This is a genomic window from Stenotrophomonas maltophilia group sp. SKK55 (genome assembly GCF_057179845.1).
Window position 1 is genome coordinate 457147 of sequence record NZ_JBXUHP010000059.1, and the last position, 16475, is coordinate 473621.

General features: G+C 59.8%; 14 protein-coding genes. 5 read left to right on the forward strand and 9 right to left on the reverse strand.

Annotated elements, in window-relative coordinates:
* Nucleotides 1-165 precede the first annotated feature (165 nt).
* The 3 genes from AC2A1N_RS20225 to AC2A1N_RS20235 form a co-directional block, all read right to left on the reverse strand.
* A complete protein-coding gene (locus AC2A1N_RS20225) occupies nt 166-1113 on the reverse strand; it encodes a CXC family chemokine (RefSeq protein ID WP_125893261.1) in 948 nt (315 codons plus the stop codon).
* A 413-nt stretch (nt 1114-1526) separates the two neighbouring features.
* A complete protein-coding gene (locus tag AC2A1N_RS20230) occupies nt 1527-2153 on the reverse strand; it encodes an SEC-C domain-containing protein (RefSeq protein ID WP_050557871.1) in 627 nt (208 codons plus the stop codon).
* A 132-nt stretch (nt 2154-2285) separates the two neighbouring features.
* Nucleotides 2286-2495 (reverse strand): hypothetical protein, encoded by a 210-nt coding sequence (locus AC2A1N_RS20235; RefSeq protein ID WP_128988313.1) that lies wholly within the window; start codon nt 2493-2495, stop codon nt 2286-2288.
* Nucleotides 2496-2574: 79 nt separating this feature from the next.
* On the opposite strand from AC2A1N_RS20235, the gene AC2A1N_RS20240 reads away from it, so the two are divergent.
* Nucleotides 2575-3099, forward strand: a complete 525-nt coding sequence (locus AC2A1N_RS20240) for a sigma factor-like helix-turn-helix DNA-binding protein (RefSeq protein ID WP_425522914.1) — start codon at nt 2575-2577, stop codon at nt 3097-3099.
* A 425-nt stretch (nt 3100-3524) separates the two neighbouring features.
* Here AC2A1N_RS20240 and AC2A1N_RS20245 read toward each other — a convergent pair whose 3' ends face one another.
* The 4 genes from AC2A1N_RS20245 to AC2A1N_RS20260 are packed head-to-tail and all read right to left on the reverse strand — an operon-like array spanning nt 3525 to nt 8607.
* A complete protein-coding gene (locus tag AC2A1N_RS20245) occupies nt 3525-4964 on the reverse strand; it encodes a hypothetical protein (RefSeq protein WP_005413363.1) in 1440 nt (479 codons plus the stop codon).
* A gap of 15 nt (nt 4965-4979) precedes the next feature.
* Nucleotides 4980-5984, reverse strand: coding sequence for an AAA family ATPase (locus AC2A1N_RS20250; protein WP_005413362.1), 1005 nt, complete (start codon nt 5982-5984; stop codon nt 4980-4982).
* A 57-nt stretch (nt 5985-6041) separates the two neighbouring features.
* Nucleotides 6042-7895, reverse strand: a complete 1854-nt coding sequence (locus AC2A1N_RS20255) for a hypothetical protein (protein WP_005413361.1) — start codon at nt 7893-7895, stop codon at nt 6042-6044.
* Nucleotides 7888-8607 carry a hypothetical protein gene (locus AC2A1N_RS20260; protein ID WP_032966753.1) on the reverse strand — a complete coding sequence of 240 codons (720 nt, stop codon included), beginning with the start codon at nt 8605-8607 and terminating at the stop codon, nt 7888-7890. Before AC2A1N_RS20260 ends, AC2A1N_RS20255 begins: the two co-directional genes overlap by 8 nt.
* Before the next feature lie 498 nt (nt 8608-9105).
* Between AC2A1N_RS20260 and AC2A1N_RS20265 the strand changes: the two genes are divergently transcribed.
* On the forward strand, nt 9106-10518 hold the full coding sequence (locus AC2A1N_RS20265; RefSeq protein WP_176422024.1) for a hypothetical protein: 1413 nt from the start codon (nt 9106-9108) through the stop codon (nt 10516-10518).
* A 471-nt stretch (nt 10519-10989) separates the two neighbouring features.
* On the opposite strand, the gene AC2A1N_RS20270 is transcribed toward AC2A1N_RS20265, so the two are convergent.
* The gene (locus AC2A1N_RS20270) at nt 10990-11235 is read right to left on the reverse strand and encodes a helix-turn-helix domain-containing protein (RefSeq protein WP_017354505.1); all 246 of its coding nucleotides are present in this window, start codon (nt 11233-11235) and stop codon (nt 10990-10992) included.
* A gap of 95 nt (nt 11236-11330) precedes the next feature.
* Between AC2A1N_RS20270 and AC2A1N_RS20275 the strand changes: the two genes are divergently transcribed.
* The 3 genes from AC2A1N_RS20275 to AC2A1N_RS20285 all read left to right on the forward strand — a co-directional run bounded on the left by AC2A1N_RS20275 (nt 11331) and on the right by AC2A1N_RS20285 (nt 13317).
* Complete coding sequence (locus tag AC2A1N_RS20275) at nt 11331-12131, forward strand: hypothetical protein (protein ID WP_032966750.1); 801 nt, start codon at nt 11331-11333, stop codon at nt 12129-12131.
* Nucleotides 12132-12226: 95 nt separating this feature from the next.
* Nucleotides 12227-12661: an NIF family HAD-type phosphatase gene (locus AC2A1N_RS20280; RefSeq protein ID WP_032966749.1), complete on the forward strand. Its 435-nt coding sequence runs from the start codon at nt 12227-12229 to the stop codon at nt 12659-12661.
* 206 nt (nt 12662-12867) lie between these two features.
* Nucleotides 12868-13317, forward strand: coding sequence for a phosphatase domain-containing protein (locus tag AC2A1N_RS20285; RefSeq protein WP_080101843.1), 450 nt, complete (start codon nt 12868-12870; stop codon nt 13315-13317).
* A 2143-nt stretch (nt 13318-15460) separates the two neighbouring features.
* Here AC2A1N_RS20285 and cydB read toward each other — a convergent pair.
* Complete coding sequence (gene cydB / locus AC2A1N_RS20290) at nt 15461-16474, reverse strand: cytochrome d ubiquinol oxidase subunit II (RefSeq protein WP_005413358.1); 1014 nt, start codon at nt 16472-16474, stop codon at nt 15461-15463.
* Nucleotide 16475 lies beyond the last annotated feature (1 nt).

Here is a 16475-nt window from a genome sequence, read left to right on the forward strand (position 1 = left end):
TGGGCTGTTTAGGCGAGCTCCTTCGCAGTTCACCCACTGATCAAGACTCGGGGAAAGGGGGGCTGAGGGGAGGGGCGCCGAGCTTTCGCTAGGGATCTAGCCAGGCTGGCATGCGCCTTGCCCACCGGAATCGAACTATCAAACCTACGAGACTTGGCGCGGAGCCTAGGCGGCCTGTCTCCAGTGCGGCAGGCGAGAAATGATAACGCCGCCGACTCCATCAAGTTTGATCGACTGAATGCCCTGAGATCTGATAATTTCCAGGCGCATCAGCGTCTCAAGATTGGATTCGGTAAAGAATCGCCCAGCTGCAACAATGCTGGAATTCAAGCGATTGCTCAGTGGCGCCAGATCACGGGTCGCTTGAAGCAGGGCGCGTTGGGCGCTGCGATCCTTCTGTGCGGGAGACCACTTCAACAATGTCTCGACCAACCGCTGAAGGTCCATCCTTAACCGTTCCGGATTTCCGTTGCCCTTGAAGCACTCGAGCCCCTCAATGCGCCCTACAACGACCCTCTCCACAGTGGGCAAATACGGCATTGGCTCATCTTCTGTTCGGCGGCCAGCAAGCATCGCCCGTCGCAACTGAACTTCATCATCGGTCAGCCGTCGTTCGCTCTCTATGTCTACGTGCCCACGCTCGGCGCGCCGTTCAAGCTCCTTAAGAAGCCCGCCGCGGGCTTGAACTGAGAATGACTGGAGCAGCGCGATTGCACGATCAACTTCAGGAGAATTGTCCAACCAATACTGCTTCCCCTGCGCTTGCTCTCTCACCTCTACAAGCGCGACCGCCCGAGCTCTGGAGGCTTCCTGCTCTCTATAGTTCCTGATGCTTGACGACCATAAACCCGCCTGGGCGTACTTCAACGCGCAGTCGTTCCCAATGTTGACGAAACGCCCTCCAGCCAAGGCGACAAGCCAGCCATGACAGTGCTTTTGCTCGCACCCCAGCCGGCCACAGGGGCGAAGATCGTTGGAGCTGAATGTGTACTCATAATCGACTCTCCCGCGTTCTATCTCCTCGATAGGGATTCCATGAAGCCCATGGGTAATCTCAAAGAGGTCGTCCCAACCCTTCGGCCGTGGCGGGACTGGAGCGAAATCAGAAGACATCATTGCCTCCAAGAGCGCGGTTAGTAGTATTGCTACTAATACACCTTTCGGGTACGGCAGGCAACTGGCAGGACGCAGTTCTCCTGCACTAGGCCTTTAAGTGCAAGGCCTGAGCGCCAAAAACGCGGTCCGGCCGCTCGAACGGCGACATCTGCTGTGGCCGCTTGATCTCGGTGCCAGCGCGGTCGGATGCTGCAATGCAGCACTCACCTCTTGCCTGGAGGGCACGTCGTAATTAACGAGCGATGCGGGTGATTGTTCGTGTTCCCAGGGCGCCGCTAGGAAGAGTGCAATCAGTCGCCACCAGGCCTGAGTTCGCTTGGGGCGCACTGATTCCAGCTACCGACGCTGCGCTAGAAGCAACGGCGTTGCTTTGGATTGACGACAATTCAAATGAGCCAAGAACGCCACCATCAAGAGCCAAAGAAGGCCTCTACGTGGCTACCATGGCAACGCGCATACTTGCGGCCGCTGCCGCATAGGCACGGCGTATGCTCGCGGAGCCCTGCGGCGAGTGATTGCCCCAGGAAAGCTCTTGCCTGCAGAAGCGGCTGAATCTCATTGGCGGGAACGCTGACGTGGCCGTACTGCGTTGCTCGCTTGCCTCGATTCATGACCCCCACGATGGCCTCGGACATTTGGATGAAATGCCTGATCAGCAGATCGTCGCTCAGCGGCATTCGGACGTTATCGATGGCCAAGCCCTCGTAGCGCCTGCCCGGGTCCGGAACGAACAGTATGCGCGTTTCACCTTCGGGCTTTGGCGAGACGTCGATCGGCTCCCCGCACGGGCTGACCCACACAGCATGGAACTCTGCCTCCACCAGCACATCCGGCCACTCCCAAAGCTGCCAACCGCACAGCATCTGGCCGCCATCCCGGGCGATCTTGGCCTGCACATTGGGAAAGCACTCATGCACGATCGCGTCGGCTTCAGGCCGGACGGGGAGATAGATCGGCTCTGCGCCAAGTACGACGGAATCGGTCAGACGACGCACCGCAATGGTGATTTTGGGCGGTGTAGTGGTGATTGTGCTCACGGCAAAGCTCCTTGGGGTCGTTACGTCTACTTCTTCCAGCCTACGGCCCCAGCGTCTCTTCCGATGAGATTGGCATCGAGTCCTCGCCGCTGACATGTACTGGGCGGGCCAGCGGCGCACGGTGTCACTGTCTCAGCGTTTTGGCTCCAGCCGGACACTGAGCCGGCGAACAAGCACGGCAACATCACGCATCTCAGCCTGAAGTTTGCTTATTGCGTGAGCATAGGGCTGAGCGCAGTTGCGTTCATGACTCAGCCGCGCCGATAGAACGGTGCGACGGCTGTTGAGGAGAGCCCGCTCAACGTCGTATTTGACCGCTTGCGTGTAATCAATCGTCGCCATTGAACTTCCCCAGAGATGCGGCCTCGCCAGCATTCTGACACGGCGCGCCCATGCACCATCGCGTGCAGAGAGAAATGCCCTGGTCTTCAGGGCTCGCTATGGCGGGCAGGGCGAGGATGAGAGCACCCTGCGTGCAATTGGCGAGGTGCACGGGATTACTCGAGAGAGAATCCGCCAGATTGTATCTAGGCAGCTGTCCTTCTTGGGGAATACCCCTTTGGAGGCTGCGTGCTTCGAGGCACTGGTTGAGGCATGCGCCGGCCTTGGCCCAGTTTCGGTCCAAGAGGCTGAGCAGCAACTGCGCCCCCTGCTCGGAGGAACTCTCACGCTCCAAGGGGCAAGTGACTACGGACGGGAAATACTGGGACGTCCGCTTCCGGTTCAGATCGTCCAGATTAGCGAGGCCGATCCCATGGTTCTGGCCGGGCATTTGCCTGAGTGGCTCCCGCTGGACATGACGCAATCGAGGGCTGCTATTCGCCACTCCGGTGCGGCGCAGCTGAATCTGGTCTGGGCGCTCACCATGCGCCAGCTCGGCGGCTGGGTCAAAACGAGGCAGGCAGTGGTCATGGTGGAATCCGTAGGTTCAGAAGGAACTCCCTAGCTAAACGGCACTCACGGTTCTATTTGCCATTCCTAGGGGTGACGCGATGATCCAGAATCGCCAGTCTCTGTGCTATCGGACAACGTCGAAATTCCGGCCGTCACGTACAGCCCCCTTCCTGCACCCGTCGGAACAGCTTGCATAGCCTCACCGAATTCGGTCCAATCTTGGCTCAAATGCCACCAGGTAGCGCTTTCGCTACGCCTGAATATGCACCAAACCTGCGTAGGCTCACTACCGTCCCGAACACTGGACCCATCGCCCCCGTCGCCGCGAGTCGACCGCAGGCGCAGCCCTAGCGCTTGAAATTGCACGAGTCGCTGCTCGCCTCCGCTTCTGAGCACCCTTGTCGGCCGAAGAGACAGAGATTACCTTCTCCAAGGATCATGTGACCCACGTCGTCGCAGACCCTCCCGTTCCCTTCTCTACGCCGAATTCGGTTTCGACCTCGGTGAAACCTCGCGAATGTCACAGGGCGCCGGCAGGCTTGGCGCCCGTTTTTCCGAAGGAGAGGGCGCCCACGCCACCTGAACCCTGGCAATGGCCCCATCACGGATCTGCAGTTCAATCAGTGGAACCTCCAGAGTGCTGGCCTGCGCATTCTTCGGCTTCTGTGTGGGGTGGCACAGCCGCGATCTAAGACCTTGGTCATAAGCACGACATACGCAATCCATCATTGCGTCCACAAGGTGCCTGCGGCCGCCGATGGAACCAAGCACCGACGCCACGCTCGCCTGCGGAGACAGATGCAGTTCAAGAGACGTGCGCAGTTTCTCAGAAAAGTGCAGTAGGGCGTTTCCGCAGGCAATCGTCAGCTCCTTGTCCACTACCGCCAGGCTGAGCCAAGCATGACCGCTCTCCGACAGGCCATAGGGGCCGATAAGGAATGTGCGATCTCTGGCCGGCGACGCTGACGTTGAATCGAGCGGGCGAGCGTGACCTTCGCTTGGCACCATTTCGCGCTCCTGTTTCGCCACTTCCGCAACGGCCTGATCCGTGATGGCCGCCAGCCGGTCAATGACGCCTTTGGGCAAAGGCGTCAAGCGGAAGACTTGGGGGCCACCCAGGTGCGAGAAGCCCCACAGGCAATCGTGGTCAGGATCTGCGCCAACGCCTTCAAACACGAAATGTGTCGGTGCCGTTCTAGAGGCAGGCAGCTCCCGAGTGACAAGATAGGCAGGCGGGGCAGCCACTGCGGCATAGGCCTGATCCCATGCCTGGTTGGATTCGGGCACATAGAGAACTCGTCTTTCCCGCTGACGCTGGGCCCACTCCAAGTAGACCTCGGCCCACGAAGCGCATTGATACGTTGGGAAGCTGCGCATGCCTGCAAGCGCAGTCCGGGCGTTCATCGCGATGTATCCACAGGCACAGACACCCAGCGCATTTTTATCATTGAAGCGGGCGAACTGGGTTTGACCGCACTGCGGGCAGGTACAGCTGAGCCGCAGCCCATGCCAGGGGCAACGAGTGATGGAGGGAAGCTGGAACAGCGCACTGTGGTATCCGTGCTCAGCGCACTCCCAGCATTGCCGAAGCGGTCTCGGATGCCGAGAGAACAATCCTGGGCAGTCGGTTGGCGACCAGACTTCCGGGGCCCAATATGCCCCCACCTTCGTGTCGGTCAACGCCAAGCTCCAAAGGAAGTTCGATCGGGGCTTGCCCAATCGCTGGGTCGCAATCAGAACATCCATCCCCTTTCGATTCCTGAAGCCAAGGGCCGTCAGCTCCACACCGGCGGGGAGGGCAAACGCCGTGATGCGTTGAGCCAATCCGTAGCCGGAGATGTAGGGATAGGGGCTGAGGTCAGCCCCTATCATGCGTGGCACTGCCGGCTGCCCTTGGATATCGTCGTTCCAGGCCATTACGTGCTCCTTCCGTCAGCTCGTCAGAGGCATACGCATGCGCGCCCGGACGTACTCCAACCGCAGATAGCCGCAGTTCTGCAGGGCGGTGGCCACCTGGTCGGCGGTGAAGCCTGTGAAGTCCTTCTGCCGAAATGCAATGTCGTGGAGCAAATGACGCACCATCAAGGTGAACGTTGCCATCGGCCAGGCCTGGCTCTCCGGCAACTTTCCCTTCTTTCGAAGCTCTCCCATCACCTGCCAGATCAGCGGGGCCTCCATCGCCAGGCGCCAGCCGCCGTCGAAGGCGGAGCGGGCGAAGTAGCGGCTGTAGGGCATGTCAGGCGTTGGCCACCAACTGCTGTCGTAACCGCCCAAGGCATGCTTGGCCTCATCCAGGCCCATCAATGGGCCAAAGGGGGCGGTGGCCATGAACCAGCGCCGGATGCTGTGGGTTGCACGATCACGCCAGTCATCGCCCACGTCCACGCCTTCGGCGTCACTCTGGCGCATCAGCACCAAGAACAGGCTCAGCCGGTCCTCTCTGACCATACTGTCCAGATCCTCCAGGTACTCGTACTCGGCCTCGGTGATCCGCTGCGCATTGTCGATGAACAGGACCATCCTGCTCACGCCGGCTTGGCCGCAGCGGCTGCTGATCAGGTTCCTGAGCTTGGCCATCCCTGCCGCTGCTGAGGTTGCGCTTGAGCTACCGATCCCCATCCGATCATTCATGGTCGACCAGAAGGCGCGGTCCGTGCGACGAATGCCGCTGGCCATGACCATCCGCATCGCCACACCCATCGGGGATTTGTCGCTGTCAATCAGCCAGCGCGGTGCATTGTCGGTGAGGTAGGCAATGGCGGTGGTTTTCCCCACGCCGCCGCCTCCATAGGCCGAGCACCCGTGGTGTCCTTCAAAGATGTTCTTACGAATGAAATTGGCCAGCCGCTCGGTGGGCTTGGTGTTGATCTGGTAACCATCGGGGACCAGCAACGGATGGTGGGAGGCAATCAGCGGATTGCTGTGGGTGTGTTTCATGGCAAGGTCTGGAAGTTGGCGGTGGCAGAGCTGGCGAGGAGGCGATCAGGCGTCGCACTATTCATCCAGGCTGATCCAGCCGTCGGTTGCCATCGTGATAGCCGTGCTGTAGCAGTCAGGCTCAACAGCCTGGCGAGACACTGGGCGTGTCGCCGCGTCCATGCGCGCCAATTGATCGACCGCCAGCTGTGAGGTCTGCATCCTGCTTTTGAGGAAGCCCACATAGGCCACAACTGCGCAATCAGCACCGGCAACGCTGAACCCGTCGCGATTCTTGATCCATCGCATGATCAAAGATCGGGTCGTCTCATCGTGTGCCGTGCGGGCCCAAGGGTCTGCAGCGCGTACACCGCACAACGGAGCGGTGACGCTCTTCATCAATGTCAACGTACGTAGGTCATTGCGATTGACGCGAGCGAGCACCGTCTTGCCGATCAGCTCCCAGCGCCCATCCAGGCCGGGTCCACGGTATTTGACATATTTGTAGTTGACGTGGGGCATCACACCCTGGGGCCTGTTGCCATGCACGACCAACGGAACCAGGACCGTGCACAGGTCCGCGGCGTCCTGCTCGGCGACATCGGGACTGAAAGCAAAGGCCGAGCAGGGCTGGGTCCTGAGGAACTGAAGAGGAGACAGGCTCCCCAGCGCTGGGTGCGGCGTAGCGTTGTAGTTTGCGATGATGACGTCAAGCAGCTCTTCGAATGCGCCCAGATTGAAGTAGTGCTCATTCCCAGGGACTTTGCTTATCCGTCGCCTGCTTTCATTTAGGGACTTGGCAGGCTCAAAGCCGCCAGGGATCCGGCGCAGTGCTCCGCGCTCCAAGCGCGAGAACAGCTGCTCGACAATAGGCCGAGATCGGGGCTCGTGGGCGCGGCCGAAGATGATCACGCCACCGCGGGAGCGACACATCGAAGCTTCCAGCTCCAGGGCTGAGTGGGCCAAGGCGTTGTCCAGGGCGATCGAGCGCGAGCGCCTGGAGGCCAATGCCGGCTCCAGTCCCGTTGGCATTCCCGCACCGGGCGCATAGGCCAGATCAGGAATGGTGAGCTCGCGAGGCGACCACGGGCGAAGTCCCGATGCCAGGCAGGTGGCCACATCGAGGTTGTTGTAGCCACGACCAACGCGCAGGGACCACGAGACAATGGCTCTGGAGCGCACCTCCACCTCTACCAGAAGCCACAGGGTAGTGATGGGCCGCTCTGCAACCCCGCCATCCGGAAGCTCAACACTCAAGGTGCCTTCGACATCGATGCGGTGCGCGTCGAACTCCGTACGATCAAACAGCCTGCCTCGGAAGGCGTCTTCCAGCTTATGGACAGCCATAGGCTCCAGCTCCAGCGTCCCCGGCACGACCGCGGCAAGCCGGTCACGACGCAGGTAGTCGAGCAGGGCTCTGCGCCCATGGTCAGGCGTGTTCAGGGGGTAGTGGTCAGAGAGATCCAGTCGACGCAGTTCCGCGCAAATGCGCTCATGTAGGCGGGAGAATGCCCTTGGTGCACGCCCTGGCGGCAATGGGTCTGTGAAGCGCTCCACCAGGTCACGCACTGCAGGCAGCGCCTGAAGCAGCTGAGCGATGCTTCCGGGCCCGCCACTGCTAGGAACAGACACCTCGCCTGATGCTCCTGGCATGCGCTGATAGGTGCCGTAGGGCACACATACGCGAAATCCGTTGGCCATGCCGTCGGCATGGACGCCCGGCGCATGGGCTACCATCCGCCTTAGGCGTTTACGACACAGTCCGTGCAGCTTGGCCGCCCGCGCAAGGGAGAGCTGCCCGGTGACCACCCCGAGCAGCGCGGCCTCAGCACGGCGATAGGAGTCGCGGTCTTCTTCCCGCACCTCATTCACATTCGGCCGGTACCACGTGGCCAGCTCCTGGGCATCGTAGAGATAGGGAGGATTAGCCACGGACGAGCTCCAGTACGGCGTCCGAAGCGCCGGGGGTATGGTCGATCAGGTGGACCACGCCCTGGTGAACCATCCAGGCCACCGTGGCTCGCACCTGGTTGGAGGTATAGGGCAGGGCAGCTGCAACGCTGAGCAGGCTCAGACGAGCGGCGCGCTTAAGCAGCTCTTTTACCTGCTCAGCGATCGCAGCCCGCGCGCTTATACGGGCGCTATCCCATACCAGTGGCAACAGCTCGTAGGCAACGGCGATCTGGGACAACTGGGAGGTCAGCTCGTGCTCGGTAACCAGTGTCAGATTGACCCCGTTGCGAGTCCCAATCTCGATGAGCTCCTGCTTTCCCGGCAGCGCCATTGAGCCTGTGGTGCTCTGCAGAGTACGGGCGGCCGGTATGATCAGATCAAATCGCTCGGTGCCGTCATTTCGCTCCGACCAGAAGCTCAGGTCTATGCGGCTCTTGCTCGTTACTTGAAGCTGCCGCGGCCTTTCCACGTAGGTTCGCACGGTTGGATCGAACTCGAGCAGAAGGGCGTAGGCAAACGCACTGGCGTCGGCGACGGTGACCACGCGGCCATTGCGCGGGGACTGGAACACGAAAACCTCGCGCCGGCTACGCTGGCCTCGCTTGAGCGGACGGGGTGTGTAGTTCAGTGAAGCGTCAACGTGATGTGACGTGGCCACGCCCGAGGCGGTGGCCGCTGCTCCTGCAGTCATTGGTTTCTCCTGTTGCGGCGCATGTGTGCGCTGCTTCGCACCATGCGCGGCCAGGGAAACTCAGCACGCCTCTTGTCTGCCGGGGTCGACTGGCCCGAGCGAGCGCACACGAGTGCCCAGCCGCCGGCATTGGGCGACTTGACTTGGGGGGAGAAATGCGCGAGCCTGATGTCAGCTTCTACTAGTGCTCACCACCTCTCGCTCCGACGAGAGGCCAAATGCCTCCGCGCCAACGGGGGCATTTTTCATTTCTATGGTCCGGAGTTCTGAACTAGGTCTGCGAGGATGTTCTCCTTACCGTCAGCAACTGGGGGGCGGCTCCGGGCGCGAGGCTCTGCTGCATCCATCTGCAACAGTTACGTAAACGACGCCGACAGGGTCATCGACGCCGACAAGTGCAGCAGGCGTCGGCGCGAACAACGCAGTCAGCCCCGACTGGGCGCGAAACTGTGGCTACTAGCATCCTGCCGACTCAACGCCTTGTGCGTGATGTCGTAATTGGGCCAACCACTGCGCGACATCCTTGCACAGCGCGAACTTGCCGCGCCGATGTGCGATGGCAAAAACAGGAACGGGCAAGACCCCTCGAGCGAGGGCCTGGCGGAAGGCGTCGGAAGAGCTGTAGCCCAAGGCTTGCCGCAGATCATCCTGGCCAATCATTGGTCCATAGCGCTGCAGCAAATCCTGCTCCAGCAAGCGAGCCAGTGGGTCCACGATCGTGTCACGCTCAGTCATGGCACTAGCGTAGTCATTGCATTGGCTTTTGCACAGATGGCAAGCTGGAGTAAATCGTTACTCTATTTCCACACCAAGATGTCTGCTAAGCCATTGAAAAGGATAAAGCCTTATCACGAAGCCCGGCTAGAAAACATGCTGTGTTTTGCCCAATCCGATCGCCCCAGATCATTGAAGAAGGCGTTGAACGTCCTTAGAGCTGGCGTTTGGTTTGAAGGGCTACGCATACGCCTGCACCAATCCACCGCCTACGGCGTCGGACAGCGACTGCAGCCACACACCTACCGTGATGGCTTGTATCACCACAACGTGTGGGCCAAGTACGCTGTGGGGAAGCACCTCCCAAGTGCTGAGACGGTCTATGCCTGTGAACAGCAGGTCCCGCGTTCTAGCTACCTGCTGGAGGATCCGAGCTGGGACCTGCTGGATGTGAGTCGGCCGATCGGTGGCGACGGTGACAAGCTGCTGAAGCGACTGCGGCCATCGATCCAAAGTGCCCTATTCGAAGAACGGGCATTGGCGATGGGGCGCTATGTTCGGCGCACCGCCCCGGTCCAGCCGCTAATCCGCCTTGAGGGGCAGGCAGACCTGCAGGCGATCGCTGCTGCCGTCGTACTCGTTCGGGAAGCCCATGAAGCGGGTGATGCGTCGCGTGCGTTTGACATCGGACGTTCATTGCATGGAATCATGCTGATGGCCGCCACTGTGACGGGCTTGCGAGCGATCGCACCGGAACTTTTCGAGTACCTTATCCGATATGTTTTCCCAATGGCCTCTGACACGTTCGTTGAGTTCGAACTGGACCGGGGAGTGCTCAATGCCCAGGCAGATTGGCTGCGCAGCACCATCCTTCACATGAAAGCCAATGGCTGGACGGGCTACGTCCCCGGCGGCCCAACGCGGGAGCTTCGCCGACTGCTCTCGGTCGACTACGGCTTTGACCTTCGCTTTGGATTGGGGCCGAGAATCAAACTGAAGGTGCCGTTCGAAGACGCCAGCGAAGACGTGCGACGGTCCGTCAGTTTCAATAACGTTGCCTGGGAGTGGGCAACCTCGGTACTAGCAACGGGAAGAAGGCAAGCTCTGCTGCCCGAAGACGCGATTATTCGCTTGATGGCTGCCCACGAAGAGCCAGGTGGCGCCAAGGCGCACTCCCATCCGATGGAGAGTGCGTAGATCGTTGTAATCACTCATGTCCACCGCGGAGGCGGGCACTGAACAAGCTCCGTATTCCTTACCCAAGATCCTAGGTTCAGCGCCTTGCAGTGGCCGAATGAACGGGACGAGCGCGGCAGGGGGAGGGGGCGGAGATGACCCATCGCGCCGGCGCCCGATCATTAAATGTCTGGCACAACGGTCGACGAGCCTCTCCTCGGGACAATGCCGGCAGGTGGCCGCGTACTGCTGTTGCGGTGAGGCCAGGTAGCAAAGCCACGCGGCAGCGCTGCCGGAAAGCATTGCCAGGATGGCAAGCAAAGCGGTCATGGCATCGTTCTCGTGATGGCATGCTCCTCCTCCGCGACGATGGAAGGGCTTTTCGGGGTCACCAGGTCCAGCGCGCATTGGCGGTGATGGTACGGCCGCTGGGCACTATGTGTGAGCCTAGTGGTACGCATCTGAAGAAGACTGAGCCATAGCTCAGTAAAGTCAGTCTTTGAGTCGCTTCTCAAAGTCGGCAATGAGCTTGCCCAGGGATAGGCCTGTCAGGCGCGCTATGTCCCTAAGCTCCACGACGTCAACCCTGCGCTTCCCTGTCTCAACATCGCTAATGAACGACTGGCTGCGCCCCAGCTTGCTGGACACTTGTACTTGGGTAAGGCCAGCAGCCAAGCGCGCGTCTCTGACGGTCTCAATCAGGGCGGCGTATTCCTTGCGATGGATTGTCTTGGCCACGGCCGCACCCTGGTTGAGCGGCTTCAGAAGCTATATCCAGTTCTCCGATATCTAAAAACCAGATATCCTGTGCTTCTCATTGACAGGGGAAGGGCATGATCAAAGAACAACGTCGACGCGACGCAGCTGGCTGGGGCAGGCAGGGCTTGCTGCTTGCTCTGACGGTCCTAGTTGCCGCCTGCAGCGGTCCAGTAGACAGGAAGTTGGTCACTGACGGCACGCAGGAGCAATACAGAGCGTCGATTGACGCGATTGACGCCGAGCTGAGTGCCCATGAGCGGGATGCCTTCAACTGGGCCGTTGCCGACCTTGATCTGGCTGAGCTGAACAAGGCCTACCCGAATGCATCTATAAGACAGGTGGTTAGGGGGCACATCAAGCAGATTAGGGATGCCCATCCAAAAGAAATTCTTGCTCTGCAGGAGCAGGCCAACACACAGCGTCCGACGATCACCGAACTAGAAAGAGTGCGTGCGAGTGGCGCAACGTTACGGATCGAGGACAGCTTCTTTGGCCCGAAGCCGGTCATTGAGGCGCGAATTGCCAATAGCTCAACTTTGGCGCTCAGCCAGGCCAGCTGGGCGGCGACGCTCTACATCAATGGCGAAGCTCAGCCCACGGCAAAGTCGCGGGTGCACAGCGACTTCCGATCGATTGATGGCCTCAAGCCGAACCACGGCGTCACGGCGCGCTTCAATGTTGGCTTCGTAAAAGGTGATGATGCGTGGTCGACACTGGCAATTCGACAAGCGTCTTCAACGCGAGTCGAGCTCGAACTAATTCCTCAGACGGCTTTGGACTTCAATGACAAGCCCTACATAGCTGCCAACTATAGGGAAAAGATCCATTCTCTGGAGAATCAGCTTAAGCAAGCCGAGAAGTTCTCAGATATCTGACTCATTGGCGTTCAGCAACTGCGTCCGATGACCAAGCGCAGCGCGGAACGCTCCAGATCCAAGTGTCCAACTACTGATGAGGATTCTAGCGCTCAATGCGACCGACCATCCTTGCTCTCGATCTCGAGGGGACGCTGATCTCAAATGCTGTCAGCCAGATTCCACGCCCAGGGCTTTATCAGTTCCTTGAGGTCGCTCATGAACTCTTCGAGCATCTGGTCATCTACACCACGGTCCCTGAGGCAGCTTTCCGCAGGATTTCGCGGCTGCTGGTCGAGGAAGGGAGCGCGCCAGGCTGGTTCGCTGAGTTGCCATATACATTCTGGGGAGGGGCAACGAAGGACCTCCGGTATGTGTCTCCGATCCTGGGTGCAGCGCTGTTGCTGGACGATCACTCGGACTACATCCATCCGGGGCAGGAGCGCTATTGGATTGAGGTCTCTTTGTTCGGCGCTCCATATGACGCGGATGACGCCGGCCTGGAAGTGGCCCTTGAGATGCTGAAGGAACGATTGGTTGTTCCGTTGTAGTTGGTGTGCTTAGTGAGTGGGTTGGCGGGTGCAGCTCTTCCAGCCAGCAGCGCCGGTTGCTGCATAGGAATGGGCTGTCGTTCAGGAGATCCGACATGATTCGAACAAGTTTGACCCACCCTTTAGCTATCGCGGAACTCCCGGTTGGCGAAAGGGGAGGGGCAATTGGTGTGACCTTCGCGCCAGGTAAGTACCAAGAAGTTGCGATGACGGGGGCATGGGCGAGAGACATCGATGTGGATGTCTCTGTGATTCAGCGTTGGGGAGCCAGCCACCTGATTACGCTACTCGAGCCGTGGGAGTTCAGTGAGTTGCGGATCGAGTGCTTGCCTCAAGTGGTTGAAGGGCAGGGCATCTCATGGCATGGCCTTCCAATCACGGATGGCGCAGCGCCTGACCAGAGGTTGCTCGAACGATGGCCAGTACTGGGGTCAATGCTCGTTCGGAGTTTGCATTCGGGCCTGCGCATTGTGGTCCACTGCAAGGGTGGGCTGGGGCGAGCCGGCACTGTCGCAGCGATGCTTCTACTGCAGTCAGGGGCTGAGCGAACAGCGCAGGCTGCCATTGGCTCGGTGCGACGTGTCAGGCCGGGTGCCATCGAGACCGCTGTCCAGGAGGAGTTCCTGCAGCAATGGGCACAGGGACTGCGCTCGTAGTTGCCCTTCCAGATCAAACGCGTGGCGAGCTCATCAGTCGTTCAAGGCCAGGCCCTGGCTATTGGCGCCACCGATACCTACGCGATCTAGTTGACCGCTGACACCGGATTCGCTGGGTCGCGCGCCCACTAGTGGACGCGGCGCGGAGAGTATCCGCTAAAGCCTCCAGTCGCTACTTGGCTGCAGCCAGTACTGTCTGCCCAGAGGGATAAAGGTCTCCATTGCCACGTCCAAGATCAACGGCTGACGCCAGCCATGGCCTGGCACGAAGCAAAAGTCAGTCGGGTCAAGTGCTCCCGATTGAACTCGGCTAACGAGCCAAGTGCATCTCCTGCTGATCTCTCGATCAAGTACCCGACGGGCGGCCTCCTCGTCCAGATGAGCTTTCAGGAACTCCGACGCAACGTTGCGCATGCCGGCCCACAGTACATACCTCTTGCGTCCCAAGCTCAGTGCATTCCACTCCGGGAGCTGGGTCGATCTCAGGCCATTGCCCAGCGTGGGAGATAGCCGATACTTGCGTAGCAGGTTGGCCAGGTATGCACGGGCTTCGCTCTCTGCGAGCGAGGTTCCCAAGGTCCGTTTGGCAGTGGACGGGCATTCGGCAGCCCATCGGGTAAGCGTACTGGTCAACCTGGCCTCCAGACTCACGTCCTGACGTGACCAAGCGGCCTGATAGGTCCATGCCAGAGGCTCATACAAGGACCTCGCCCCGGAATTGGGGGCTGCGATGGGAATGCGCTGCAGTACGCGAAGTGAGGCAAGCGTATCGAGTGCGGCTGAGGCCAAGCCCTCGGCGGCAACAGGCCCGCTTACGGTCCTTGAGCGCTCCAGTGCGCACCAGGCGCAGGCTAAGAACGGGCCGATTGAACGAACGAAATCGTCCAACTCTGGCCAATGCGAAATGAGGGTCGGTTGGGTGACAACATAGGCCACTTGTCTCTCAGATCGCTCGCCTAGTTCACCAGCATAGCAGCGAGGCGAGTTCGCGTCCATCTGATCTTCAGATATCACCACACTGCTGTCCGTGGCTGCGCTGGAGTTGTGAGTGAAAGTCCCGTCGCTTCCTCCAGCGGCGTTCTAGGTTCTTTGGGGAGCCGTGCTATGCCGAGGAGCGCGAGTAGGCCATTGAGCATGGACGAATCAGTGGTTCAAGTTCCATGTCGCGCGGCCGATACAGCTCTGTCCAGACTCCTGGCGGGTCGTCCCGGCCACGAATCCAGTCGATGGCATCCCGTTTGCCCAGGAGCTCCGGAGCGACGTTCTAAGTACCCTGCCATGTACTCAATTCAGAAGATCATCGACCTGCTGCTGCTATTGGGCGTTCCTTCGCTGCTCTTCATTGGCGCTTACGTTCTGCGCCGCCCCAAAAGAGAGCTCAGTTGGGAGCCGGTGCTGGATCAGCGAGTTCATTGCTGGAAATGGTGCGCCTATGGCTTCATTTTTCTCTTGTATGTTCCCGGGACGACGTTGTATCGAACGTTGATTCCTACGGGTTGTGATGGACTTGTTTGCGTCCAGTTCTTCACCGCGAGTGGATACCGTATCGCCCCGAGCGAACTTCATGTTGTTCTCGTCGCAACTGCCGTTTTCGCGGGGTACTTCTTTGCGCGTGTTCGAGCTTCGTACTCACCGATTCCTACCAGGGCCCGGGGCTACGTCCTGAAGGTTGCCTATCATGGCAAGGGGGAGTACTCGCCACACTTGGAGATAGCCCGCCAAGTTCGCCGGCGTCAGCTCAGAGCGGAGCTTGCTGAAAGGCGTAGGCTTGAGCGGGAGGGCTTCCACCTATGGTTAAGATCCGTACGGCCGTGGGTTTGCACGTTGGCCAGAGGCTCTACTGTTGAGCTACTTAGCCCCATGCTGTCGGGAAGGGACCCACTCACTCTTGTCAGGTGGCTATCTCGTAGCGGCCCCATACATGATGTAGTCCTTCTTTCTAGGCGGCTTCGTTGGTGTGAGGCGTTCTTCTACCACCTCACCGTGAATCATCGACTTTCCTTCAAGTCAGTTCGATCCGAAGGCATACGATTCAGGGTCGGCTGAAGGCCTCATTCATCACATCCTGTGTGTCTTAGGGCGATACACGATTCTGGGAGGCCGGGCGTATTGGCTAATCAGGCGAATGGGTGGTATATCACGCTCAATGATAGCTCGTGCTCGCACTCACCTTGCCGCGGAAAACGCGGTATGACCAGGCGGTGTAGCCCAGGATGACCGGAAGCATGACCGCCAAGCCGACCAGGCTGAAGCCAAGCGACGACACTGGCGCTGCTGCATCCCAGATCGTCAATCCGGGCGGGAGCAGGTACGGCCACATGCCGAGTACGAGACCTAGGTAGCCCAGGACAAACAACGACAGGCTCAGTAGGAAAGGGGCAAGATCATGAGTGGGGCGTTTCTCCGCGCGCCACAGCGCCACTGCCACGGCGAGCGTAAGAAGGGGGACGGGGGACAGCCACCAGAAATTCCCGTCACTGAACCAGCGAGTCATTAGTCGCAGATCAAGGAACGGCAGCCAGCTGCTCACGAGCCCCATGGCCACGATCACGGCGACCACCAGGGGGCGGGTCAGGCGCCTGGCAAGTGCCTGGGTTCGCCCCTCGGTCTTCAAGATTAGCCAGGTGCCTCCAAGCAAGGCGTAGCCGGCAACCAAGGCTGCTCCGGTAAGCATGGCAAAGGGGCTGAACCATAGGAATGGTCCGCCAGCGTAGGTGTCACCAGTCATTGGCACGCCTTGCACCACCGTGCCAAGAATCACTCCTTGAGAGAACGCGGCCAGAAGCGAGCCAAGGCCGAAAGCCACGCTCCAAAGCCTCTTGGAGCGATGGGCTTTGAACCTGAACTCAAAGGCGACCCCCCGGAAAACCAATGATACAAGCAGCAGAAGTACTGGAAGGTACAGGGCCGAAAGAAGCGCTGCATAGGCTGTTGGAAACGCTGCTAGCAATCCGGCTCCGCCGAGCACCAGCCAGGTTTCGTTGCCATCCCATATTGGGGCAGCGGTGTTCATCATCACATCGAGCTGCTCTTCATCCTCGGCAAAGGGCGCGAGAATGCCAATACCGAGTACGAAGCCGTCGAGGACGACGTACATCAGGACGCCGAAGCTGATGACGGCGAACCAGGCGATGGGCAACCAGGTCATCGAGTCCATG

Bases quoted from the DNA above. Each gene is read 5' to 3' on its own strand.
- AC2A1N_RS20280 (WP_032966749.1), top strand. From the start codon at position 12,227: ATGCGACCGACCATCCTTGCTCTCGATCTCGAGGGGACGCTGATCTCA.
- cydB (WP_005413358.1), bottom strand. From the start codon at position 16,474: ATGGACTCGATGACCTGGTTGCCCATCGCCTGGTTCGCCGTCATCAGC.
- AC2A1N_RS20285 (WP_080101843.1), top strand. From the start codon at position 12,868: ATGACGGGGGCATGGGCGAGAGACATCGATGTGGATGTCTCTGTGATT.
- AC2A1N_RS20250 (WP_005413362.1), bottom strand. From the start codon at position 5,984: ATGAAACACACCCACAGCAATCCGCTGATTGCCTCCCACCATCCGTTG.
- AC2A1N_RS20275 (WP_032966750.1), top strand. From the start codon at position 11,331: ATGATCAAAGAACAACGTCGACGCGACGCAGCTGGCTGGGGCAGGCAG.
- AC2A1N_RS20225 (WP_125893261.1), bottom strand. From the start codon at position 1,113: ATGTCTTCTGATTTCGCTCCAGTCCCGCCACGGCCGAAGGGTTGGGAC.
- AC2A1N_RS20245 (WP_005413363.1), bottom strand. From the start codon at position 4,964: ATGGCCTGGAACGACGATATCCAAGGGCAGCCGGCAGTGCCACGCATG.
- AC2A1N_RS20260 (WP_032966753.1), bottom strand. From the start codon at position 8,607: ATGACTGCAGGAGCAGCGGCCACCGCCTCGGGCGTGGCCACGTCACAT.
- AC2A1N_RS20235 (WP_128988313.1), bottom strand. From the start codon at position 2,495: ATGGCGACGATTGATTACACGCAAGCGGTCAAATACGACGTTGAGCGG.